Origin of the sequence: Anaerotignum lactatifermentans, from assembly GCF_016902535.1 — a bacterium.
GTDB classification, from domain to species: Bacteria; Bacillota; Clostridia; order Lachnospirales; family Anaerotignaceae; genus Anaerotignum; species Anaerotignum lactatifermentans_A.
On sequence record NZ_JACSNY010000010.1, the window covers coordinates 1 to 19,232 of the forward strand.

General features: G+C 51.3%; 18 protein-coding genes. 16 read left to right on the plus strand and 2 right to left on the minus strand.

Annotated elements, in window-relative coordinates:
• The 5 genes from H9X84_RS08695 to H9X84_RS08715 all read left to right on the plus strand — a co-directional run.
• Positions 1–1,158 (plus strand): M16 family metallopeptidase (locus H9X84_RS08695; protein WP_205133966.1); only part of this gene is annotated, 1,158 nt, incomplete at its 5' end.
• Positions 1,142–2,389 (plus strand): EF-P 5-aminopentanol modification-associated protein YfmH, encoded by a 1,248-nt coding sequence (gene yfmH, locus H9X84_RS08700; RefSeq protein ID WP_205133967.1) that lies wholly within the window; start codon positions 1,142–1,144, stop codon positions 2,387–2,389. The genes H9X84_RS08695 and yfmH, both read left to right, overlap by 17 nt.
• Before the next feature lie 15 nt (positions 2,390–2,404).
• Positions 2,405–3,277: a prolipoprotein diacylglyceryl transferase gene (gene lgt / locus H9X84_RS08705; protein ID WP_205133968.1), complete on the plus strand. Its 873-nt coding sequence runs from the start codon at positions 2,405–2,407 to the stop codon at positions 3,275–3,277.
• Between the two features lie 112 nt (positions 3,278–3,389).
• Positions 3,390–5,306, plus strand: coding sequence for an ABC-F family ATP-binding cassette domain-containing protein (locus H9X84_RS08710; RefSeq protein ID WP_205133969.1), 1,917 nt, complete (start codon positions 3,390–3,392; stop codon positions 5,304–5,306).
• A 119-nt stretch (positions 5,307–5,425) separates the two neighbouring features.
• A complete protein-coding gene (locus H9X84_RS08715; RefSeq protein WP_330612319.1) occupies positions 5,426–6,703 on the plus strand; it encodes a hemolysin family protein in 1,278 nt (425 codons plus the stop codon).
• Positions 6,704–6,770: 67 nt separating this feature from the next.
• Here H9X84_RS08715 and H9X84_RS08720 read toward each other — a convergent pair whose 3' ends face one another.
• Complete coding sequence (locus H9X84_RS08720) at positions 6,771–7,790, minus strand: TlpA family protein disulfide reductase (RefSeq protein WP_205133971.1); 1,020 nt, start codon at positions 7,788–7,790, stop codon at positions 6,771–6,773.
• Positions 7,791–8,042: 252 nt separating this feature from the next.
• On the opposite strand from H9X84_RS08720, the gene H9X84_RS08725 reads away from it, so the two are divergent.
• From H9X84_RS08725 to H9X84_RS08755, 7 genes are all read left to right on the plus strand, one after another.
• Complete coding sequence (locus H9X84_RS08725; RefSeq protein WP_205133972.1) at positions 8,043–8,726, plus strand: response regulator transcription factor; 684 nt, start codon at positions 8,043–8,045, stop codon at positions 8,724–8,726.
• Complete coding sequence (locus H9X84_RS08730; RefSeq protein ID WP_205133973.1) at positions 8,710–10,362, plus strand: sensor histidine kinase; 1,653 nt, start codon at positions 8,710–8,712, stop codon at positions 10,360–10,362. The genes H9X84_RS08725 and H9X84_RS08730 overlap by 17 nt, the downstream gene beginning before the upstream one ends.
• Before the next feature lie 175 nt (positions 10,363–10,537).
• Complete coding sequence (locus H9X84_RS08735) at positions 10,538–10,810, plus strand: hypothetical protein (protein WP_205133974.1); 273 nt, start codon at positions 10,538–10,540, stop codon at positions 10,808–10,810.
• On the plus strand, positions 10,782–11,285 hold the full coding sequence (locus tag H9X84_RS08740) for a M23 family metallopeptidase (protein ID WP_205133975.1): 504 nt from the start codon (positions 10,782–10,784) through the stop codon (positions 11,283–11,285). The genes H9X84_RS08735 and H9X84_RS08740 overlap by 29 nt, the downstream gene beginning before the upstream one ends.
• Positions 11,286–11,354: 69 nt before the next feature.
• A complete protein-coding gene (locus H9X84_RS08745; protein ID WP_205133976.1) occupies positions 11,355–12,806 on the plus strand; it encodes an Rne/Rng family ribonuclease in 1,452 nt (483 codons plus the stop codon).
• Between the two features lie 196 nt (positions 12,807–13,002).
• Complete coding sequence (gene rny / locus H9X84_RS08750) at positions 13,003–14,550, plus strand: ribonuclease Y (RefSeq protein WP_330612320.1); 1,548 nt, start codon at positions 13,003–13,005, stop codon at positions 14,548–14,550.
• Between the two features lie 73 nt (positions 14,551–14,623).
• Positions 14,624–15,019 (plus strand): hypothetical protein, encoded by a 396-nt coding sequence (locus H9X84_RS08755; protein WP_205133977.1) that lies wholly within the window; start codon positions 14,624–14,626, stop codon positions 15,017–15,019.
• Positions 15,020–15,081: 62 nt separating this feature from the next.
• Here H9X84_RS08755 and H9X84_RS08760 read toward each other — a convergent pair whose 3' ends face one another.
• The gene (locus H9X84_RS08760; protein WP_205133978.1) at positions 15,082–16,848 is read right to left on the minus strand and encodes an Rqc2 family fibronectin-binding protein; all 1,767 of its coding nucleotides are present in this window, start codon (positions 16,846–16,848) and stop codon (positions 15,082–15,084) included.
• Between the two features lie 261 nt (positions 16,849–17,109).
• Here H9X84_RS08760 and H9X84_RS08765 point away from each other — a divergent pair, with 261 nt between their 5' ends.
• The 4 genes from H9X84_RS08765 to rpoZ are packed head-to-tail and all read left to right on the plus strand — an operon-like array spanning position 17,110 to position 19,193.
• Positions 17,110–17,997: a YicC/YloC family endoribonuclease gene (locus tag H9X84_RS08765; protein ID WP_205133979.1), complete on the plus strand. Its 888-nt coding sequence runs from the start codon at positions 17,110–17,112 to the stop codon at positions 17,995–17,997.
• Between the two features lie 4 nt (positions 17,998–18,001).
• A complete protein-coding gene (locus tag H9X84_RS08770; RefSeq protein WP_205133980.1) occupies positions 18,002–18,262 on the plus strand; it encodes a DUF370 domain-containing protein in 261 nt (86 codons plus the stop codon).
• Complete coding sequence (gene gmk / locus H9X84_RS08775) at positions 18,262–18,870, plus strand: guanylate kinase (RefSeq protein ID WP_205133981.1); 609 nt, start codon at positions 18,262–18,264, stop codon at positions 18,868–18,870. The genes H9X84_RS08770 and gmk overlap by 1 nt, the downstream gene beginning before the upstream one ends.
• A 2-nt stretch (positions 18,871–18,872) precedes the next feature.
• The gene (gene rpoZ / locus H9X84_RS08780) at positions 18,873–19,193 is read left to right on the plus strand and encodes a DNA-directed RNA polymerase subunit omega (protein ID WP_205133982.1); all 321 of its coding nucleotides are present in this window, start codon (positions 18,873–18,875) and stop codon (positions 19,191–19,193) included.
• The last annotated feature ends 39 nt before the right edge of the window (positions 19,194–19,232 follow it).

The window sequence follows — 19,232 nt, forward strand, 5'->3', positions numbered from 1 at the left end:
AGCAGAGAAAACGCCACAAAGCTGGCGCTGCTGGCGGAGGTTATGAAGGAGGGAACGAAAGCCTTGCCCTCGAACCTCCATTTGAACCGACGGGCGGAGGAACTGTATGATGCTGTGTGGGATGTGTCTGTGGTGAAAAAAGGCGGAGAAGCCCTGCTGTCTGTTACGCTGGATGTGCTGAAGCATATTGACGGACGGGAGGCGCTGGATTTTATTCGGGGATTGATTCGGGAACCGCTGTTTTTGCAGGAGGATTTCCCGGAAGAAGTTTTGGAACGGTGCCGCCAGAGGCTGGAACGCCGTCTGCGAGCCCTGAAAGACGATCCTGCCGCCTATGCCAGAAACCGCTGTCTGGAGGAAACGATGAAGGGAGAAGGCGTGGGGGTCTGTGCCGATGGGTATCTGGAGGATCTGCCGGGTCTGCGGCTGGAGGACCTGCGGGAATTTTATCGGGAGCTGCTTTGGCATAGCCGGGTTTATCTGCTGTTCTGCGGAGAGAAGGAGGGCAGGCGGCTGTTAAAGGAATGGAAAAAAGGTCTCGATCTGCGGGGCAAGGGTGACTGGCGGGAAGGAAATTCTTCCGTGGAGGCACGGCCCCAGTGCCGCCGGGAAAAGACGACGGCAAAACAGGCCAGACTGGTCATGGCATTTGTTTCGGAAATCACGCCTAACAGAGGGCTTTACAGCGCTTTGCAGGTCTGGAACGAGGTCTTCGGCGGCAGCGGCAGCTCTCTGCTGTTTCAAAAAATTCGGGAAGAAATGGGACTATGCTATGAGATACGCTCCTTTCTTTACCCCATGACAGGACTGCTGTTTGTAGAAGTGGGGGCAAATGGAGAAGATATCCCTAAAATTACAAAGGAAGTTTGCAGAATATGGGATACGGTGGCGGATTATGGATTAAAAGAAGAGGAAATTGAAAGTGCAGTGGAGAGATTACGGCGAAAATACGCCTCCGCTCAATATGATGCCGGGAAATGGCTGGATCTGACCATAGAGCAGGTGCTGACAGGCAGGGAACGGTGTCTGTTCCAGATCATAAGCGATCTGACGGCGGTGGAGACGGTGGACATCAAACGGGTGCTGTCCCGGACACATCTGCGAAACTGCTTTCTCTTAAGCGATCAGGAGGTGGATTGCCATGAGATATACCGATAAAGTGGTGGGGGAAACCATTCTGCGGGACAGGACGGCGGCGGGTATGGACTGCTACTATTACCCCAAGAAGGGCTGCCGGGAGAAATTTGCCGCTGTGACGGTGGATTTTGGCGCGCAGATGCTTTCTTTCCTGCCGGAAGGGGAGACAAAAGCGGAACATTTTCTGCCGGGAACGGCCCATTTTCTGGAGCACAAGCTGTTCCAGCAGCCTTGGGGTGACGCCTTTTCCCGTCTCCAGCAGAATGGAGCGGAGGCCAACGCTTTTACGGATGGACGGAAAACCGTTTATTATTTTTCCTGCCGGGAACGGTTCTACGAAAATCTGGAGATTTTGCTGGATTTTGTGTCTACGCCCTATTTCCCTGAGGAGGACGTAAAGAAGGAACGTGCCGTCATAAAAAGCGAAATCGCCATGTATGACGACCTGCCGCAGTGGGCGGGATACTATCAAATGCTGGAGATGATGTATGAGCACCATCCGGTAAAATATCCTATTGCCGGAAAAGCCCAGTCTGTGGATCAAATCGACAGCTCCATGCTGTATCGGGCTTATGAGGTGGCTTATACGCCCAGCCGCCTTTCTCTGGTTTGTGCCGGAGGAATTCACCCAAAACAGATTCAGGAAATGGCGGAGGGAATGAAAGGCGGCGGATGCCGGGGCAGTTTCGTCTTTGCGCGGGAGCCGGAGGTGATCTGTGAGCGGTATCGGGAACGGCATATGGACCAGACCGTTCCTTATGTCCATGTGGGATGGAAATGGAAGCCATGGAGTTTTTTGCCGGAGGATCGTCTGGTGATGGAGCTGCTGTTGGACGCCTGGGCGGGGCCGGGCAGTGAATTCTGGCGGAAGGCCGATGCCGGAGGAAAGATGGATATGCCGCCGGGCCGTCTGTGCGAATGGGGAGAAGGCTATGGCTTCTGTGCTTTTTCCGGCGCCTGTCTCCAGCCGGAGGAACTGGCGGAAGGTCTGATGGCGGCATGGAAAAATCTGGCCCACGGCGGACTTTCCGAGGATATGTTCCAGCGCTTGAAAAAGAAGCAGATCGGGCGGATGATCCGCCTCTTTTCCACGGCGGAATCGGCGGCGCTGGCCCAGGTGGACTGGCTGCCCTGGAAGGTGGATCTGGGGCAGGCGCTGCGCATGGCGAAGGGACTGCGTCGGGAACAGGCGGAAAAAATGTTGCAAAATACCATCAGTGAGGATAAAATGGTTCTATCAGTCATTCGATAGAAAGAAGGGATGGTTATGCCCGAAATCTGGTTCCCCAATCTGGGCATCGAGATCGGTCATCTGGACCGGACGGCCTTCAGTATTGCGGGCCATAATATTTACTGGTATGGTATTTTTATTGGCACTGGCGTGATTCTGGGTGTCCTGCTGGCTATGCATGAGGCTAAACGGACAGGACAGAATTCGGATACCTATATTGATTTCATGCTTTACGCGCTGATTATTTCCGTCATTGGCGCAAGGCTGTATTATGTGATCTTTTCCTGGGATTTTTACAGTCAGCACCCGGAAAAGATATTTGCCATACGGGAAGGCGGACTGGCCATTTACGGCGGCATTATCGGCGGCGTACTGACGGGGATTTTCTACTGCCGCTGGAAGAAGCAGAAATTCTGGCTCATGGCGGATACCATTGCGCCCAGTCTTTTGCTGGGGCAGATTCTTGGCCGCTGGGGGAATTTCTTCAACAGAGAAGCCTTTGGAGGATTTACGGATGGCCTGTTTGCCATGCGTTATCAGTTGAGTCAGGTGCGGGCCTCTGATTTGACGGAGGAGCTTCTGTCCCATCTGGTGAATGTGAATGGGGTAGACTATATTCAGGTGCATCCCACCTTTTTGTATGAGTCCCTCTGGAATGTGGGGGTATTTGTGATTTTGATGGTACTGATCCGGCGGAAAAAGTTCGACGGTCAGATTTTCGCCCTGTATCTGTTTGGCTACGGTCTGGGGCGTGTCTGGATCGAGGGCCTGCGGACGGACCAGCTTCTGATTGGCGCGGTGCCTGTGTCTCAGGCGCTGTCGGCGGTATTGATCTTGCTCTCTGTGGGCCTGTTTTTCTGGCTTCGGAGCCGGGCGGCCAAGCAGACGCAGGAAGAAGAAATGAAGTAACGGGGAGTTCCCCCAAAAGGACAGGAGGGTTTCCGGGTCTTAAGGAAAGGGCGGAGACACTCCTGTTTTGCTGGAACAAGGAAATGAAAACGGAAAGAAAAGAGGAACGGCAATGGTATTATTGACGGCGGAAAATATACGAAAAAGCTATGGCACCAGAGTGATCTTTGATGATATCTCCTTTAGCATCCATGAGGGGGATAAAGTGGGCGTTGTCGGTGTCAACGGCACAGGCAAGTCTACCCTTTTGAAGATTGTGGCGGGAGAGGCTCAGGCCGACAGCGGCCAGATTGTGACCATGAACGGCATGCGCATGGGATACCTGCCCCAGTCGCCGGTATTCCAGCCGGGAACCACAGTTTTGGAGCAGGTCTTTTCCGGGGACCATCCGGTGATGGAACTGGTTCGTTCCTATGAGGAGACCATGAAGGCGCTGGAGGAACATCCTCAGGAAGAAAAACTGATGCAGAAGGCGGCGGCGCTTTCGGAAAAAATGGACAAGGCAGAGGCCTGGTCTTTGGAAAGCGAGGCCAAAAACATACTGACCAGACTGGGGATCACGGAGTTTTCCAGAAAGGTAGAGACTTTATCCGGCGGCCAGCGCAAGCGGGTGGCATTGGCGGCGGCGCTGATTACACCGGTGGATCTGCTGATTCTGGACGAGCCTACCAACCATATCGACAATGAAACCGTAGAATGGCTGGAAAAGCATCTGGCGAAATATACCAAGGCCCTTTTGATGGTGACCCATGACCGGTATTTTCTGGATCGGGTGGCCAATCGGATGCTGGAACTGGAAAAAGGGAAAATCTATCCTTATCAGGCCAATTATACCAAGTTTTTGGAAATGAAGGCCCAGCGGGAGGAACAGCTTTTGGCGGAGGAGCGCAAACGGCAGAACTTCCTGCGGACGGAGCTGGAATGGGTCCGCAGAGGAGCGCAGGCCAGAAGCACCAAGCAGAAAGCCAGACTCCAGCGCTTTGAGGAAATTTCTTCTCAGCGGGGGCCGGAGGAAAAGCAGAGTGTGGAACTGTCCTCTCCCGGCAGCCGTCTGGGGAAAAAGACCATTGAGCTGGAGCATATCTGCAAGAGCTTTGGCGGAACGGAATATATTCATGATTTCAGCTATATCATCCTGCGGGGAGACCGGGTGGGCATCACCGGGGAGAACGGCTGCGGCAAGACAACCCTGCTCAAGATTATGACAGGGAAACTGGAGCCGGACAGCGGCAGTGTGACCGTGGGGGAAACCGTAAAGATTGGTGTGTTCGCCCAGGAAAATGAGGAAATGGACGAGTCCCAGCGGGTGCTGGACTACATACGGGATGTGGCGGAGTATGTGCCTACTGCCGACGGCCGGATTTCCGCTTCCCAGATGCTGGAGCGGTTCCTGTTCCCTGTATCCATGCAGCGGGGGCCTATTTCCATGCTTTCCGGCGGGGAGAAACGGCGGCTCTATCTGGCGAAGGTGCTCATGGGCGCCCCCAATATTCTTTTTCTGGACGAGCCTACCAATGATCTGGATATAGAGACCTTGATGATTCTGGAGGAATATCTAGAGCATTTCCAGGGGGCCGTGGTGGCGGTTTCCCATGACCGGTATTTTCTGGACAAAGTGGCGGGCCGGATTTTCGCCTTTCTGGGCAACGGGAAAATTCGCCAGTACGAAGGCGGGTATACGGATTACAGAGAGGCGTGGCTGCGGGAAAGCGGCGGTGAGTCTGCGGAACCGGCGCCTGTGCGCAGGGAGCCTCAGCCGGAGAAGAAGGAGGAACGCCGTCTGACAAAGATGTCCTATAAGGACCAGCGGGAGTATGACGCCATTGGCGGTGAGATCGCCGCTTTAGAAGAGGCTTCGGCGGCACTGGAACAGGAAATGGCACAATGTACTACGGATTATGTAAAGCTTCAGGAAATGACAGAGGAAAAAGAACGTATCGACGCCCAGCTGGAAGAAAAAATGGAGCGCTGGCTGGAGCTGAGCGAGCTGGAAGAGGAAATCCGCAGAAATAAGGAAGAAAGCCGGTAGTATTGTCAAGGATACCTGATTTCTGTTATAATAGTCAGAAGGATGTTTGACAGGGCAGAGCAGATGCCTGAATGATCCTGTGGAAAAAATGTTTTTTTGATTTTAGGAGTGTGATTTTTGTGGATGGTGGCAGTCCCATATTGATTGGTCTGTTGATTTTTCTGATTTGCTGTTCCGGCTTTTTTTCCGCGTCGGAAACGGCGCTGACCTCATTGAGCAAGATTCGTCTGCGGAACATGGTAGAAACGAAAATTAAGAACGCAGAGAAAATACAAAAGCTTTTGGATAACCCCAACAAGCTGCTCAGTACCATACTGGTGGGCAATAACCTGGTGAACAACGGCGCGTCCGCACTGACTACGGCATTGGCTATCCAGATTTTCCATGGAGACGCCGGCAGCGGCGCCGGTGTGGCAACGGCAGTCATTACCATTATTATTTTGATTTTCGGGGAGATTACCCCCAAGACCATCGCCGCCCAGAAGGCGGAAAAGGTGGCTTTGCTGGTAGTAAATATCATTGTCTTTTTTAATATGATTTTTACCCCTGTGGTGGCGATTCTGAATGTGGTGACAGGCACTTTTGCCAAGATTCTGGGGTGTGACCCTCGGGAAAAGGCCCCGCTGATTACAGAGGCGGAATTAAAGACCATTCTGAACGTGAGCCATGAGGAAGGCGTTCTGGAAAAGGAAGAACGCACCATGATCGACAATGTGTTTAACTTCGGGGACTTTAAGGCCAAGGATGTTATGACCCCCAGAATGGATATTGTAGCCGTCAGCGCGGAAGCTACTTATGATGAGTATGTGGAGGTATTCCGTCAGGAGGGTTTCTCCCGTGTGCCGGTTTATGAGGAAGATCTGGATAATATCGTGGGTCTGCTTTATGTGAAGGATGTATTTCTGGTGGAGAAGGAGGACTTTTCTCCGGCAAAATATATGCGTGACCCTTATTTTACCTATGAGAGCAAACCTGTGGCGGAGCTGTTCGCGGAAATGCGTTCCAATCGCCTGGGCATTGCCGTGGTGCTGGATGAATATGGCGGCACCGCCGGTCTGGTGACCATGGAGGACGTAGTAGAGGAAATTGTCGGCGAGATCTCCGACGAGTTTGATGATGAAGAAGAAGAAATTGAAGTAGTCAAGGAAGACGAATTCGTTGTAGACGGCAGTACCCGTCTGGAAGACCTGAACGAAATGGTAGGCTGTCATCTGGAATCGGAGGATGTGGATACCATTGCCGGATATATTCTGGTGATTCTGGGGAACTTCCCCCAGGGCGGCGAAGTGGTGGAAACAGACGGTCTGCGGATCGTAGTGGAGAGTATGGAAAAGAACCGGATCGAAAAGCTGCGGATCTACAAAATGCTGCCGGAGGAAGAACCGGAAGAAGAATAAAAAATGAAGATGCAAAAAAAGCGCCGGTCCCCGTATTGGGGGGCCGGCGCTTTTGTGAGTGTGCGTTTTATTTGCCAATCTGTGTCAGTAGATCTTCGATTGCTGTCATATAGTAGTCAGAGGTCTGTACCTTCTGGATGGTGTCACCGATGATAAAGCCGGTATCGTCTACAAAAATAGTAGTGGGCAGACCCTCCAGATTTTCCAGAATCCAGGAAGCCATGTTCTGGTCCGGGGAGATGCCTTTAAAAGTCACGCCGCTTTCTTCGTACGCTTTTGCGATGACTTCTTCCGCCGCGTCATCGGGGGTGTCGATGATAACCTGGATCATGTTGACGTTGGGGTGCTCTTCCTGAAGTCTGTTATAGAGTTCCTGCAGCTGATCCAGCTCATTGATGTCGGGGTAGGCGTAGGATGCCCAGAAATTTACCATGGTAATATCGTAATCATAGAACATGGTACTGGTTACGGCATTCCCCTCCAGATCTGTGGAGATAAAGTTGAAATAGCCTTCGTCCATGGCTGCGACTTCCTCCTGAGAAGGAAGAGAGCTTTCTGCGGCAGTAGGCACAAAGGTCTGGACGGTTTCCTTGAAGGCGGGGATGCCTTCTTCCATCTCTGTATAAACCAGACCGGCGTCAGGAGACAGCTGTGCGACACCATCGGTGGGCTCCCACAGCAGGAAGAAATGGTATTCCTCCTGAGAGGGGAGTTCTTCACAGGAATGGAACAGCTCTTTTTCCGCCGCAACTTCTTCCGATTCCAGATTTTCTTCTTTTACAACAATGAACTCAAACAGGGGCACCATCAGTTCCTCTACGGGGATATCGGATTCCAGGTCATTCATTTCATCCATATTTTCGTCGGGGATATACTGATAGAGCACCTTGGCATAGATGGGCGCGTCAGCGCTCACATAGGAAGTAGGGAACAGATTTACATTATCCCCTTCCGCCCATTCTTCGGGAATGGTGAAGGAAAGCCCGGCTTCTTCCAATGTAACATTTGTTTCCGCTTTCTGGCCGCAGCCGCTGAGCAGAGAAAGTATCAGCGTCAGGCACAGAAGCAGGGATAGCATTTTCTTCATGTGGTAACCTCCGTTTTTGGGGGACGGTGCCCCCTTATTTTTTCGTTCTCTATTATAGTCAAATTCCAGCCGGAGGGCAACCTTTTCCGGGACAGAATCTGGCCGGAAAGGAGGAAAGAATGTATTTTAATGAAACTTTAATCATGGGACAATAAGGATTTAAGACGGCCCTCCTATAATTTTTCTGGGAAAAAGGCTAAGAGACTGTTATAATGGAACAAAGCCTTTGAAAGCAGGAAAAGGAGGGCGTTTATGGAACGGAAAAAGGTTCTTTTGATTGAAGATGAGGTAAAACTGGCCCGGTTCGTGGAACTGGAGCTGCGTTATGAGGGATATGAGGTGACGGTATGTCATGAGGGCAGAGAAGGCCTGCAGAAGGCCATGGAGGATTCCTATGATATGATTCTGCTGGATCTGATGCTGCCGGGACTTTCCGGTATCGAAATCTGCCGGAGGGTACGAAAGTTTTCTCAGGTGCCGATCATTATGCTGACGGCTAAGGATGAGACCATGGATAAGGTGGCGGGGCTGGACAGCGGCGCCGACGATTATCTGACGAAGCCCTTTGCCATTGAAGAGCTGCTGGCCAGAATGCGTGTGGCCTTCAAACATGCCAGAGCCGAGGACAGCAAAAAAGTGGTTCTGGAGGCCAACGGTCTGGTGATTGATACGGAAAAACGGATGGTTACCGTTGACGGCACCGTGGTGGACCTGACGAAAAAGGAATATGAGCTTCTGGTTTATCTGGTGCAGAACAAGAACATCGTTTTGTCCAGAGAGCAGATCCTCAACGAAGTATGGGGCTACAGCTATATTGGGGAGACCAACGTAGTGGATGTGTATATCCGCTATCTGCGCTCCAAAATAGACGAAGCCTTCCAGCGGAAATACATCCATACCATTCGGGGAGTCGGTTATTATGTCAAAGACGAATAAAAAGACGCTGCGCGGCCGGTTTCAGAACCTGGCCATCACAAAGCGGATTACCATATTGTACGGCGGCATTTTTTCGCTGTCTTTAATGATGATAAGCCTGTTCTTTTTTGTCAATATCACGATTCTGGAACAAAATAACGTAAGAGAGCAGCTGGAAAGCACTATCCGGAATATCGAGGAATATCTGGATCAAGGCGGGACACTGACCAATGAGGTTCTGGAGCAGCTGCTGGACAACAAATATGTGGAAGTCAGCGTATTTTGCATTGACGAGAACAAAGGCTACAACAGCCATGTAGGAGAGATCCCTTCTTTTATCCAGAATCCTGTCGGTATTCTGGAACAGGCGACACAGCCTCCCAACGTAATTGATGCTTTATTAGGCAAAAATGACAGCGGAGAGGGTACTGAGATTTCCGGCGAAAGAAAGGTGCAGGAGGAAAAGGAAGGATCAAAGGATTTTCGCATCCGTTCTATCCGGGAAACAGGAAAGGATTTTCAGGAATTTGTTCTGGATGGCATCAATGGGCAGCAGTTTATGCTCATCAATGCGACCTACAAAGCCGGGGAAGAGGTTTACCGAATTCAGGTATTCAAACAGCTGAATGGGAATGGATATTTTATCCGGAATTTCCTGTTTAAAATGGTGCTGGCCGATCTTCTGGGGATTTTCTGTGCTTTTTTGGCGGGACGGTATGTCAGCCGCCGGGTGCTGAAGCCTGTGGAGCAGATTCGTACTACGGCGGAGCGTATCAGTATTGAGGATTTGAGCCAGAGGATCGATCTGGAAGGCCCAGATGACGAGATGCGGGAGCTTTCCCAGACCTTTAACTCCATGATTGACCGTCTGGAAGTGGCCTTCCAAAAGCAGAATCAGTTTGTTTCTGATGCCTCCCATGAACTGCGTACGCCCATTTCTGTCATTCAGGGCTACGCCAACCTGATTAACCGCTGGGGCAAGAGCAATCCGGAGGTTTTGCAGGAATCCATTGATTCCATCCTGAGCGAGACGGAGCATATGAAGGAACTGATCCAGAATCTGCTGTTTCTGGCAAAAAGCGACCAGAACCGGATGAATACCAAGAAAGAACCCATGTTCCTGAATGATGTGGCGAAGGAAACGGCCAGAGAAATGGAACTTCTGGACAGCAGACGGGAGATCACCTACGAAGAGGAAGGTCTGGCAGAGGTTTATGGCGATGTGGATCTTCTGAAGCAGATGCTTTGGATTTATGCGGAAAATGCCCTGAAATACACGGCGGAGGACGGCAAAATACAGATTCGTGTCTGGAAGGATAAGAAATACGGCTATGTTTCTGTAAAAGACAACGGCGTTGGCATCGCCAAGGAAGAACAGGACAAGATCTTTGACCGGTTCTACCGGGCCGATAAATCCAGAAACAAAGAGATTTCCGGCACAGGACTGGGGCTGGCCATCGCTTTGTGGATTGCCCATAGTCATGACGCCCAGATACAGGTGGAAAGCAGCCCGGGAGAAGGGTCCGCCTTTATTACGAAATTCCGGTTGTATGAAAAACCGGCAGAGCCGAAAAATGGCAAAAAAGAAGAAAAGAAAAAAACGATGAAGCAGGAGGAAGTTCTTGTGGAGGAACAGCATCCTGCGGAAGAGAAATAAAGAAAAGTCCGACATCTTGTGTAAGAAAGATGCCGGATTTTTTTGTGAAGGCATATCCCAACTTTGTTGGCCATATATTGGGTAACAGGAGGGATGAGCAATGACGCAGCGCAGGAAAAGAACGTACCCGCCATACCGGCGGAAGGGAGCAAAACGGAGAACGGAGGCCAGCCGGATGGAAAAGGGACGGGATTTGTTTTTGTTCCGGCTGTATATCGTGATGGTGGTCGGCGGGGCAGTGACACTGCTGTCCTTTTTTCATACGGAGACATCAGAGCAGTTTATCCAACAGGTGAAGGAGACCATCTCCTATCAGATTCCGGCGGAGGAGATTTGGGAAAAGAAGGAGGCGCTGGCGGTATTTTTGGAGGAACGCCAGCTGACGTTGCCCGTCTTGTCGCCCAAAGAGGAGAAAATCTTTGTGCCGGAGGAAGAAGGAACGCCCTAGTCCTGTGCTGGCCGTAAGCTGGATGCCAAAAATGGAGGAATGGATATTGCCGTTGGAGGGGACTGTGACCTCTTCCTGCGGGGAACGGACCAGTCCTATGGTGGGAGAGACGGAGTTCCATGACGGGCTGGATATTGCCGTGGCCGAAGGGACGCCAGTGGCGGCGGTGAAAAGTGGAGAGGTGACCGGCGTAAGGGAATCGGAGACGCTGGGGCTGGCGGTGACCTATCTGACCACAGACGGCTTTGAGATTACTTATGCTCATTTGCAGAAGGCGCTTGTTTCCCCGGGGGAGAGCGTAAAGCAGGGGCAGACCGTGGCGCTGTCCGGCAGCAGCGGCTGGTCCACAGGCCCTCATCTTCATTACCGGGTGAAAAAGGACGGTGTGATTTTGGACCCGATGGTGTTTGTGGATTTGCCTGTGACGGCGGAGGTGGAGGCGGAATATGCGGCAAGAGGAGAAAAAATGCCGTGATTTTTCGTGCAAAAGACCGGATTTTCCTGTATGATGGTATAGGAACGAAGAAGCAAGGGAGGAAAACCGGTGAAACGGGTACTGATGGATATTTCCGGGGAACTTTCCCGTATCGTGCTGATGGAGCAGGGAGAGCCCGCGGAAGTATATTATGAAAGCAAGGCGGAGGCAAGTCTGGTGGGGAATATTTATGCCGGAAGAGTGGAAAATGTAATCCCCACTTTGCAGGCGGCTTTTGTGGATATTGGGGTGGAAAAAAACGCCTATTTGTATTATGGAAAAAAGAGAGCCGCCTCTGACGAGGAAAAAACAAACCGGCCCAAGGCGGGGGAAACAGTGCTGGTGCAGGTGGAAAAGGACGCTGTCGGAGAAAAGGGCGCTGTTTTGACAAGGGAGATTTCCTTTGCCGGGAAGTTTCTGGTGCTGCTGCCGGGAGAGGCGGGGGAGATCGGCATTTCCCGCAAGATTGCCAAAGAGGAGGAACGGCAGAGGATCCGGGGGATTTTGGAACAGATCCTGCCCAAAGAGCATGGCGTGATTGTGCGGACCAACGGAGCGGGACGGGTCGAGCCCGCCTTTCAGGCGGAACTGGGTCAGCTGCTGGAAAAATGGAATTGTCTGAAGCAGGCGGAATATCGGAAACCGCCGGCGCTTTTATGGCGGGAAAATCTGCCGGCGCTGAAGGCGGCCAGAGACTTTTATGCCGCCGATGTGGATTCCTTTGTGGTCAATGACAAAGAGACTTATGAAAAACTGTTGGAAACAGGGGATTTCAATGGGGAAGGCCAACCGAAGCTGGAACTCTATCAGGATAAGATCCCGCTGTTTTCCGCCTTTTATGTGGAAAGCAAGCTGGAAAAGGCACTACAGCAGAGGGTATGGCTGAAAAGCGGCGGTTTCCTGGTCATTGAGGAAACAGAGGCCTGCGTGGTTATGGATGTGAATACAGGCAAGATCAACGGCAAGGGCGATCTGGAAAAGACCATCCGCAAAACCAATCTGGAGGCAGCGGAGGAAGCGGCCAGACAGATGCGTCTGAGGAACTTGTCCGGCATCATCATCATTGATTTTGTGGACATGGTCCATGAGGAGGATCGCCGGCTGGTGACAAAGACTCTGGAGATGGCTGTAGCCAAAGACCGGATCAAAACGGTGGTGGTAGGCTTGACCCAGCTGGGCCTGATGCAGGTGACCAGAAAGAAAACAAGACCCTCTCTGCTGCGTCAGATCAGTACAAAGTGCCGCAGCTGCGAAGGCAGCGGCAGAGTGTTTTCGCCGGAATGGATTGTGGCGAAAATGCGGCGGGAAACGAGGACGATACTTGCCGGCGGAATGTGTCCCGGGCTTTTGGTCCATGGCGACCGGCGGCTGCTGGCGGCTTACGCGGGAAAGGACGGCTGCTTTCTGCGGCAGATGGAAGAGGAGTATCTGGCGTCTGTCACTCTTTGTGAGCAGGAAGGGGCGGCGTATGGTTGGTACGACCTGGAGCGGCAGGAAAAAAGAATCGGCAAAGAATCTTGATTTTTCATGCAATAATGGCAACAAACCCCCGTCTTTGGCGGGGGTTTTTCGTTTTATTTGTATAGAATACACGGCAGGATGCAAGAATTGTTTCTTGACAGGTATGTAAAAAAGCTATAAAATAAAAAAGGTGTATTATGCACTGCTTATGGCGAAGTGAAACAAAAACGTACTTTGAAAACAAAATATAGAGGAGGTGTTTTTCATAGAACCGATAAGTATTATCTGTGCTGTGGTAGGCCTTCTTCTTGGGGTGATTGCAGGTGTTTTTTACAGAAAACGGATTGCGGAAGCAAAGGTTGGCGTGGCGGAAGAGCGTGCCAATAAGATCGTGGAAGAAGCAGTAAAAGATGCGGAGGCAAGAAAAAAAGAAATTCTCCTGGAAGCGAAGGAAGACAGCATCAGAACAAAAAATGAACTGGAAAAAGAAGTTCGTGACAGAAGAAACGAACTGCAAAGAAATGAAAGACGTATGTTCCAGAAGGAAGAAGCGCTGGACAGAAAGACCGAAGCGCTGGAGCGCAAGGAAGAACAGATGTCCAAAAAGCTGGACGAACTGGAAAAACAGAAGGAAGAAGCCAAGGAGCTGCGGGAAAAGCAGCTGCAGGAACTGGAACGCATTTCCGGTCTGACAACGGAAGAAGCGAAGAACTATATCCTGGCTATGGTGGAAACCGACGTCAAACACGAAGCAACGCTGATGATCAAGGAAATCGAAAGTAAGGCCAAAATGGAGGCGGACAAACGTTCCAGAGAGATCGTTGCCAACGCCATCCAGAGATGCGCTGTGGATCATGTGGCGGAAACGACCGTTTCTGTGGTACAGCTGCCCAATGATGAAATGAAGGGCCGTATCATTGGCCGTGAGGGCAGAAATATCCGCGCGCTGGAAACATTGACCGGCATCGACCTGATTATTGACGATACACCGGAGGCAGTGATCCTGTCCGGTTTTGATCCTGTCCGCAGAGAAATTGCCAGAATCGCGCTGGAAAAACTCATTGTGGACGGCCGTGTCCATCCTTCCCGTATTGAGGAAATGGTGGAAAAGGCCAAAAAAGAAGTGGAGACCATCATCAGAGACGAGGGCGAAGCGGCTACCTTCGACACCGGCGTCAATGGGCTTCATCCCGAGCTGGTAAGACTGCTGGGGAAACTGAAATACAGAACAAGCTATGGTCAGAACGTACTGAAACATTCCATCGAAGTGGCCCATCTGGCTGGCCTGATGGCGGCAGAATTGGGTGTAGACGTGAATATGGCCAAGAGAGCTGGTCTGCTTCATGATATCGGCAAGAGCGTCGATCATGAAATGGAAGGTTCTCATGTCAGCATCGGCGTAGGGCTGCTGAAGCGCTACAAGGAATCCCATCTGGTCATCAATGCGGTGGAGGCCCACCACGGAGATGTGGAACCCCAGAGCATTATTGCCGTACTGGTACAGGCTGCGGATGCTATTTCCGCCGCAAGACCCGGGGCAAGACGGGAGACTTTGGAATCTTACATCAAGCGGCTGCAGAAGCTGGAAGAGATCGCCGATAATTTCAAGGGCGTTGAAAAATCTTTCGCAATTCAGGCTGGTCGCGAATTGCGGATCGTCATAATTCCGGAGGATGTCAGCGACGAAGGCATGACGCTTCTTGCGCGGGAGATCGCCAAGAAGATCGAGGAGGAGCTGGAATATCCGGGCCAGATCAAGGTAAACCTGATCCGGGAAACAAGAGCGGTAGATTACGCGAAATAAGAAATCAGAAAATACAGAGAGAATTTCATGGAGATTCTCTCTGTTGTATTTTACGCGGAAAGAGAGGAAGCGCATGAAAGAATGGAAATCCTTTTCCTTTCGGTACGGGCGGAACGATGGGCAGATGGCCTGGTACCGTCTGGATGACGAAAAGGGACTGAATATCGGCATTGACCTCTATGATGGGGAGGAGCACAGTCTGCGCTGTGAACCGGAACAGAGCTGGGCGGAGCGTCTGGCGGCACTGCTGGCGGCGCATCAGGTGGAAAAATGGGACGGCTTTTATGATATTGACACCTGTATGTGCGCCGGGGATTCCTGGGTATTCCATGCCTACGCCAAGGATGGGCAGGAGATCCATGCCATGGGACATTCCCAATATCCGGAGGGCTTCTGGGAAACAAAGGCGGCGCTGGACGAGCTGTTTCTGGCGTTGATGGCGGAATACGAAAAAGGGGAGCAAGGCTGAGCCCCTCCAAAGAAAAAGCATGACACTCTTTGAAATTCAAGGAGCGCCATGCTTTTTTCTGTTTATTCTGTTTTCAGCTGTTCGATAAGTTCTTCTTTTGGTGTGATATAAATGGTTTTATTGGTAAGATAAATGACCATGCCGGGCTTTGCGCCGTTGGGTTTTTTCACGTTTTTGCGCAGGGTATAGTCCACGGGTACCATAGAGCTGTTTTTGGCCTTGCTGTAATAGGCCGCCAGAGAGGCCGCTTCCTCCAGCGTGGGAACGGGTACTTCCCCTGTGCCGTTGGTGCGGATGATGACATGGGAGCCGGGGATCTCTTTGGTGTGCATCCAGATATCCGTAGGTTCCGCCGTCCGCAGGGTCAGTTCGTCGTTTTGCAGATTGCTTTTTCCCACCAGAATTTCAAATCCATCTGAGGAAATGTAGCGCATGGGCTTCGCCTTCTTGGGTTTCTGCTGGCCTTTTTTCAAAGGCTGTCTGCGGATGAAGCCGCTTTCTGCCAGCTCGGTACGGATTTCCGCCAGATCGGCGTCGTCCTTTACGGCATCCAGGGCGTTGAGGACGCTTTCCAGATAGGCCAGTTCCTCGTCATTCTGTTTCTGCTGGATCTCCATGGCCGTCAGCGTACGTTTTGCCTTATTATATTTATTGAAATAAGACTGGGCGTTTTCCGCCGGTGTTTTTTCCGGGTCCAGACGGATCTCGATTTCCTTCATTTCCGGGTCATAGAAATTGATGGCACGGAAGGAGGCTGCTTTGGGAGGGATGGCGTAAATATTGGCCGTAATCAGTTCCCCTTTCAGTTTCCATTTATCTTTTCCCGCCACATCCCGCAGGGTTTTCTGCTGGATGTCTTTTTTCTTGACGCACCGCTCGATATTGGTCATGACCAGACGGCGGGTGTCATGGGATTTCTGGCGGATATGAGCGGCATTGTCCCGCTCGGTGTAAAACACCTCCAGCAGTGCGGAGATGGTGGGGTATTCCTTTTTGGGCAGGCCCGCGAACTGGGTCATTTCCAATACGCCGAAGTCCAATGCCCGTCCGCCTTCCTTCTGATAATAAACGGCGGGAGAGAAATGGTTTTGCCGAACCTCTTCCATGACCTGCCGGAATGCGGAAAAGAGGGCCGTTTCCTGTTCTCCCTTTAACTGCACACAGGCGTCGGAGGCATCCAAACCGGCCCGGTGGCAGATTTCCGCCGCCATAACGGGACTGATGCCGGTATAGGTTTTATAGAGGAATTCCTGCAGCTGCCGTCCCTCCTGTGTATGGAGCAGGGAGCGGAAAGAAGGTTCCTCCAGTTCCAGCGGATTTTTCTTGTCCTGAGAAGGCGGGAAGACATAGGTCTTGCCCGGCAGGACCTCCCGGACGGAGCTTTTTTCGTGGGAGACCCGCTTGATAGAGTCCAGTATTTTGTTATTTTCATCGGTCAGGATCAGGTTGCTGTGTTTGCCCATGATTTCCAGAATCAGGTTTTTCACCGTCAAATCGCCCATTTCGTTGGCGGATTCTATTTTCAGGATCAGGATGCGCTCGAAATCCGGCTGGCAGATATCCAGTATCCTGCCACCGGCAATATGCTTGCGCAGTACCATGCAGAAAAGAGGGGCGGTCATGGGGTTTTCCCGGGCCTGCTCCGTAATATGGATCCGGGGATGGCCGGAATTGGCCGAGGCCAGTACCTTGTAGTTGGCGCCCATGCCCCGTACGGAAAATCGGATCTCATCGGCCAGGGGCTGATGGATTTTGTCGATTCTGCCGCCCACCAGTTTTTCTCTTAATTCCGCCGCAATGGCCGCGGTGGTAATGCCGTCCAGTGCCATGGCTCTTCCTCCTTTTTGTCGTTATTTTTCTTCAGAAAAATAGTATAGCATGGTTTTGGATACGTTAAAAGAAGAAAGATTAAAATTTCATTAAAAATAATGGATACAATCGGCAATTTTCCTTGTCAAAGAGAGTGTGTCTGCGTATAATAGAAATCACGACAGAAGGCGGAAGCTGGATAAAATCCCGCTTCATGAGGAAATGAGGCGAAGATAATATAAAACAGCCCATCGACGATTTTTAGAAAAGGACGGAAAATTATGAGTGGAAATGTTAGAAGCATGACGGGCTATGGCCGGGGCGAGCATATTGCGGAGGACAGAAAGTTTGTTGTGGAGATGAAATCAGTCAATCACCGCTACAACGATATGACCGTAAAACTGCCCAGATCTCTGGCAAGTCTGGAGGATAAGATCAAAAAACGGGTAATGCAGGATGTATTCCGCGGCAAAACCGATATTTACATCAGCTTTGAGACTTTTTCCGCGGAGGATGTGGAGGTCAAGCTCAATGAGGCGCTGGCGGCGGCCTATGCCGAAAAGCTGCGGGCGCTGGAAGTACTCTTTGGGGAATCCTGTTCCGATAAGGTGACTCTGGCGGCAAAATTCCCCGATGTCATCACCGTGGAAAAAACCCAGAAGGAAGAGGAAGTCATCTGGGCGGCGCTGCTGCCCGCGCTGGAAGAGGCTGTGGGAAACTTTGTTTCCATGCGGTCGGCGGAAGGCGAAAACCTGAAAAACGATATTTTAGGCAAGGCCGCGCGGATTGAGCGTCTGGTGGCGGAAGTAAAAGAATACGCGCCGCAGGTAGTGGTGGAATATCAGGAGAAGCTGATGGGACGCCTGAAGGAATTGCTGGATGGCGTAGATGTGGACCCCCAGCGGGTAGCGACGGAAGTGGCTATCTTCGCGGACAGAGGCTGTGTGGATGAGGAAATCACCCGTCTGGAAAGCCATCTGGTACAGCTGCGGGAGATTCTGGAAAAAGGCGGACAGGTAGGCCGGAAACTGGATTTCCTGATCCAGGAGATGAACCGGGAATCCAATACCATTGCCTCCAAGGCTAACGATATCCGTCTGGTGAAGGCAACCATCGAGTTAAAGAGCGAGATCGAAAAAATCCGGGAGCAGATCCAGAATTTGGAGTGATGTTATGGAACGCATCCAGTTTTTAAATATTGGTTATGGAAACGTTGTATCCGCTAACCGGGTCATTGCTATTATCAGCCCTGATTCCGCGCCGGTGAAGCGGATCATGCAGGAAGCGAAAGAAAAAGGAAATCTGATCGACGCCACCTACGGCAGAAAGACAAGATGCGTGATCGTTATGGATAACGGTCATGTGGTGCTTTCACCGAATATGCCGGAAACGGTAGGCGGCAGATTGTCGGCGGAGCAGAAGGGGAATGTGTAATGAAGAAACAGGGATTATTATTGATTATTTCCGGTCCGTCCGGTTCTGGCAAGGGTACTATTGTGGAACAGCTGAAGGCAAAGGATGATTTTTCCCTTTCCATTTCGGCTACCACAAGATCCCCCAGAGAATACGAGGAGGACGGCGTACATTATTTTTTCCGCACCAGGGAAGAATTTGAGCGTATGATCGAAAATCAGGAGCTTCTGGAATGGGCGGAGTTCTGCGGCAACTGCTACGGAACCCCACGGACCTATGTGACCGATCAGATGCAGAAGGGCCAGAATGTGATCCTGGAAATCGAAGTGCAGGGCGCTTTGCAGGTGAAAAAGCTGTATCCTGACGGTGTTCTGATCTTTCTGGTGCCGCCCAATCTGGAGGAATTGGGCAGACGTCTGACCAAGCGGGGGACGGAGGACAAGGAGACCATCAACCGCCGTATCCACAGAGCGCTGGAAGAAATGGAATTTGTACCGCAGTACGATTATGTAGTCGTCAACGATACCATAGAGCAGGCCACGGAGGACATTTTGACCATCGTCCGTGCGGAATCTATGAAATGCAGCAGAAACAAGGAAATCAAAAAGGTATTTAAAGGAGAGATATAATTATGTTAAGACCATCTTATACAGACCTTCTGGATGTTATCACGAAGGATTCCGATGATATTACACTGGGCAGCAGATATACCATCGTGATCGCGGCGGCAAAGAGAGCCAGACAGTTGGTAGACCACGCGGAACCTATGGTCAGCGATACAAAGGTAGATAAACCCGTTTCTATCGCCATCAATGAACTCTATCAGGGCAAGATCAAAGTCCATCAGGGCCGTCCTGCCGCAGAGGAAGAGGCGGAAGAAACAGAAGAGCTGATGGACGCGGTATCCGCAGAAGAAGAAACCGCGGAAGAAGAAACAACAGAAGAAATCTGATCGAAGGAAAAAGGGTGTCATTTGGCACCCTTTCCCCAT